Source organism: Acidovorax sp. NB1 (assembly GCF_005405905.1).
Classification (GTDB): Bacteria; Pseudomonadota; Gammaproteobacteria; order Burkholderiales; family Burkholderiaceae_C; genus Acidovorax.
Genome location: NZ_BJHU01000050.1, coordinates 1 through 5,222, shown reverse-complemented (window position 1 = coordinate 5,222; position 5,222 = coordinate 1). Strand labels below are relative to the sequence as shown.

The window sequence follows — 5,222 nt, the reverse complement described above, 5'->3', positions numbered from 1 at the left end:
TGCTTAGCACTACAAACGCTCATGAGATAGAAGTGAAGTTCACTTCAATTCTTTTTTATGAGTTGCTCGAAAGAGCGAAAAAATCAAGATCGAACTGTAGAGTTTGATCCTGGCTCAGATTGAACGCTGGCGGCATGCCTTACACATGCAAGTCGAACGGTAACAGGTCTTCGGATGCTGACGAGTGGCGAACGGGTGAGTAATACATCGGAACGTGCCCGAGAGTGGGGGATAACGAGGCGAAAGCTTTGCTAATACCGCATACGATCTCAGGATGAAAGCAGGGGACCGCAAGGCCTTGCGCTCACGGAGCGGCCGATGGCAGATTAGGTAGTTGGTGGGATAAAAGCTTACCAAGCCGACGATCTGTAGCTGGTCTGAGAGGACGACCAGCCACACTGGGACTGAGACACGGCCCAGACTCCTACGGGAGGCAGCAGTGGGGAATTTTGGACAATGGGCGCAAGCCTGATCCAGCCATGCCGCGTGCAGGATGAAGGCCTTCGGGTTGTAAACTGCTTTTGTACGGAACGAAAAGACTCCTTCTAATAAAGGGGGTCCATGACGGTACCGTAAGAATAAGCACCGGCTAACTACGTGCCAGCAGCCGCGGTAATACGTAGGGTGCGAGCGTTAATCGGAATTACTGGGCGTAAAGCGTGCGCAGGCGGTTATATAAGACAGATGTGAAATCCCCGGGCTCAACCTGGGAACTGCATTTGTGACTGTATAGCTAGAGTACGGCAGAGGGGGATGGAATTCCGCGTGTAGCAGTGAAATGCGTAGATATGCGGAGGAACACCGATGGCGAAGGCAATCCCCTGGGCCTGTACTGACGCTCATGCACGAAAGCGTGGGGAGCAAACAGGATTAGATACCCTGGTAGTCCACGCCCTAAACGATGTCAACTGGTTGTTGGGTCTTCACTGACTCAGTAACGAAGCTAACGCGTGAAGTTGACCGCCTGGGGAGTACGGCCGCAAGGTTGAAACTCAAAGGAATTGACGGGGACCCGCACAAGCGGTGGATGATGTGGTTTAATTCGATGCAACGCGAAAAACCTTACCCACCTTTGACATGTATGGAATCCTTTAGAGATAGAGGAGTGCTCGAAAGAGAGCCATAACACAGGTGCTGCATGGCTGTCGTCAGCTCGTGTCGTGAGATGTTGGGTTAAGTCCCGCAACGAGCGCAACCCTTGCCATTAGTTGCTACGAAAGGGCACTCTAATGGGACTGCCGGTGACAAACCGGAGGAAGGTGGGGATGACGTCAAGTCCTCATGGCCCTTATAGGTGGGGCTACACACGTCATACAATGGCTGGTACAGAGGGTTGCCAACCCGCGAGGGGGAGCCAATCCCATAAAGCCAGTCGTAGTCCGGATCGCAGTCTGCAACTCGACTGCGTGAAGTCGGAATCGCTAGTAATCGCGGATCAGAATGTCGCGGTGAATACGTTCCCGGGTCTTGTACACACCGCCCGTCACACCATGGGAGCGGGTTCTGCCAGAAGTAGTTAGCCTAACCGCAAGGAGGGCGATTACCACGGCAGGGTTCGTGACTGGGGTGAAGTCGTAACAAGGTAGCCGTATCGGAAGGTGCGGCTGGATCACCTCCTTTCTGGAAAACTGCATTCAATATTGAACGCCCACACTTATCGGTTGTTGGAACAGGGTCTGTAGCTCAGCTGGTTAGAGCACTGTGTTGATAACGCAGGGGTCGTTGGTTCGAGCCCAACTAGACCCACCAAATTCCGATGGCGATGGCTGCGATGAGAGTTGCAGGCAATGGATCGAGATGGGGGATTAGCTCAGCTGGGAGAGCACCTGCTTTGCAAGCAGGGGGTCGTCGGTTCGATCCCGTCATCCTCCACCAACAACACTTCGGGAATTCAACACCAAAGCTGCTTTGCGAAAGGCTGCTTTGTTGTTGATCAATATCGATTGATCAATCGGCTGTTCTTTAAAAATTCATAGAGTCGAAATCAGAGTTGCCAGGGGAAACTGCACATTCGTAAAGGTTTAGTGCAGACCGTGCCCCTGGTGACAAATTTTTGATTGCGTCAAAACGAATGTTCAATGAGCAAACGTGATTGCGAAAGCGATTGCGAAGTAATTTGAACTCAGTAATGACGAATGTTTCTTGATAGTGATATCGAGGAATTATTCACATTACGGCATAACGCGTCAGGTGAAAGACCTGGCAAGTCCTTGAGATGATGGCGATATCTTGAAAGAGATGTCAAAGTTATAGGGTCAAGTGACTAAGAGCATGTGGTGGATGCCTTGGCGATTACAGGCGACGAAAGACGTGATAGCCTGCGATAAGCTTCGGGGAGCTGGCAAATAAGCTTTGATCCGGAGATTTCTGAATGGGGAAACCCACCTCGCAAGAGGTATCGCATACTGAATACATAGGTATGCGAGGCGAACCGGGTGAACTGAAACATCTCAGTAGCTCGAGGAAAAGACATCAACCGAGATTCCGAAAGTAGTGGCGAGCGAAATCGGAAGAGCCTTCTAGTGATAGCACGACTGTTAGCAAAACGGGATGGAAAGCCCGGCCATAGCAGGTGATAGCCCTGTATGCGAAAACAGACGTGTGGTACTAAGTTAGAGAAAAGTAGGGCGGGACACGAGAAATCCTGTCTGAATATGGGGGGACCATCCTCCAAGGCTAAATACTCGTAATCGACCGATAGTGAACCAGTACCGTGAGGGAAAGGCGAAAAGAACCCCGGGAGGGGAGTGAAATAGATCCTGAAACCGCATGCTTACAAAAAGTAGGAGCCCGCAAGGGTGACTGCGTACCTTTTGTATAATGGGTCAGCGACTTACATTCAGTGGCAAGGTTAACCGAATAGGGAAGCCGTAGAGAAATCGAGTCCGAATAGGGCGAATCAGTCGCTGGGTGTAGACCCGAAACCAAGTGATCTATCCATGGCCAGGATGAAGGTGCCGTAACAGGTACTGGAGGTCCGAACCCACTAGTGTTGCAAAACTAGGGGATGAGCTGTGGATAGGGGTGAAAGGCTAAACAAACTTGGAAATAGCTGGTTCTCTCCGAAAACTATTTAGGTAGTGCCTCAAGTATTACCTGCGGGGGTAGAGCACTGTTTAGGCTAGGGGGTCATGGCGACTTACCAAACCTATGCAAACTCCGAATACCGCAGAGTACAGCTTGGGAGACAGAGCACCGGGTGCTAACGTCCGGACTCAAGAGGGAAACAACCCAGACCGCCAGCTAAGGTCCCTAAAATTGGCTAAGTGGGAAACGAAGTGGGAAGGCTAAAACAGTCAGGATGTTGGCTTAGAAGCAGCCATCATTTAAAGAAAGCGTAATAGCTCACTGATCGAGTCGTCCTGCGCGGAAGATGTAACGGGGCTAAGCCAGTTACCGAAGCTGCGGATTTGCAATTTATTGCAAGTGGTAGGAGAGCGTTCTGTAGGCCTGTGAAGGTGTCTGGTAACGGATGCTGGAGGTATCAGAAGTGCGAATGCTGACATGAGTAGCGTTAAAGGGGGTGAAAAGCCCCCTCGCCGTAAGCGCAAGGTTTTCTACGCAACGTTCATCGGCGTAGAGTGAGTCGGCCCCTAAGGCGAGGCAGAGATGCGTAGCTGATGGGAAACAGGTCAATATTCCTGTACCGATCAATAGTGCGATGTGGGGACGGAGAAGGTTAGCTCAGCCAACTGTTGGATATGTTGGTTCAAGCCTGTAGTCGTGCCTGGTAGGCAAATCCGCCGGGCTTAGATGAGGGGTGATAACGAGTCTGCTTGCAGACGAAGTGAGTGATACCCTGCTTCCAGGAAAAGCCACTAAGCTTCAGCTATTGACGACCGTACCGCAAACCGACACTGGTGCGCGAGATGAGTATTCTAAGGCGCTTGAGAGAACTCAGGAGAAGGAACTCGGCAAATTGATACCGTAACTTCGGGAGAAGGTATGCCCCAAGTAGGTGAACTCGTACAGAGGGAGCCCAACGGGGTTGCAAAAAATCGGTGGCTGCGACTGTTTAATAAAAACACAGCACTCTGCAAACACGAAAGTGGACGTATAGGGTGTGACGCCTGCCCGGTGCTGGAAGATTAAATGATGGGGTGCAAGCTCTTGATTGAAGTCCCAGTAAACGGCGGCCGTAACTATAACGGTCCTAAGGTAGCGAAATTCCTTGTCGGGTAAGTTCCGACCTGCACGAATGGCGTAACGATGGCCACACTGTCTCCTCCTGAGACTCAGCGAAGTTGAAATGTTTGTGATGATGCAATCTCCCCGCGGAAAGACGGAAAGACCCCATGAACCTTTACTGTAGCTTTGTATTGGACTTTGAACAGATCTGTGTAGGATAGGTGGGAGGCTTTGAAGTGAGGTCGCTAGATCTCATGGAGCCAACGTTGAAATACCACCCTGGTGTGTTTGAGGTTCTAACCTAGGTCCATTATCTGGATCGGGGACAGTGCATGGTAGGCAGTTTGACTGGGGCGGTCTCCTCCCAAAGCGTAACGGAGGAGTTCGAAGGTACGCTAGTTACGGTCGGACATCGTGACGATAGTGCAATGGCATAAGCGTGCTTAACTGCGAGACTGACAAGTCGAGCAGATGCGAAAGCAGGACATAGTGATCCGGTGGTTCTGTATGGAAGGGCCATCGCTCAACGGATAAAAGGTACTCTGGGGATAACAGGCTGATACCGCCCAAGAGTTCATATCGACGGCGGTGTTTGGCACCTCGATGTCGGCTCATCTCATCCTGGGGCTGTAGCCGGTCCCAAGGGTATGGCTGTTCGCCATTTAAAGAGGTACGTGAGCTGGGTTTAAAACGTCGTGAGACAGTTTGGTCCCTATCTTCCGTGGGCGCTGCAGATTTGAGGAAGCCTGCTCCTAGTACGAGAGGACCGGAGTGGACACACCTCTGGTGTATCGGTTGTCACGCCAGTGGCATTGCCGAGTAGCTAAGTGTGGAAGAGATAACCGCTGAAAGCATCTAAGCGGGAAACTCGTTTCAAGATGAGATCTGCCGGGGCCTTGAGCCCCCTAAAGAGTCGTTCAAGACCAGGACGTTGATAGGTCAGGTGTGGAAGCGCAGTAATGCGTTAAGCTAACTGATACTAATTGCTCGTGCGGCTTGACCCTATAACTTTGATAGCCAACACGCTCTCCAGCGTGAAGCTCAAAGTCTGTTATGCCAAGTTAGACGCAGTCAAAAGACACACAATCTGATTC

At 51.2% G+C, this 5,222-nt stretch carries 2 tRNA genes and 2 rRNA genes; all 4 read left to right on the top strand.

The window, feature by feature from the left end:
- The first annotated feature begins 91 nt into the window (after nt 1-91).
- The 4 genes from AvAM_RS22585 (at nt 92) to AvAM_RS22570 (ending at nt 5,132) form a co-directional block, all read left to right on the top strand.
- Nucleotides 92-1,620, top strand: a 16S ribosomal RNA gene (locus AvAM_RS22585).
- 52 nt (nt 1,621-1,672) lie between these two features.
- Nucleotides 1,673-1,749: transfer RNA gene (locus AvAM_RS22580), tRNA-Ile, on the top strand.
- 50 nt (nt 1,750-1,799) lie between these two features.
- A tRNA-Ala gene (locus tag AvAM_RS22575) sits at nt 1,800-1,875 on the top strand.
- Nucleotides 1,876-2,253: 378 nt separating this feature from the next.
- Nucleotides 2,254-5,132, top strand: a 23S ribosomal RNA gene (locus AvAM_RS22570).
- Together the 16S and 23S rRNA genes with 2 tRNA genes alongside form the textbook arrangement of a ribosomal RNA operon.
- The last annotated feature ends 90 nt before the right edge of the window (nt 5,133-5,222 follow it).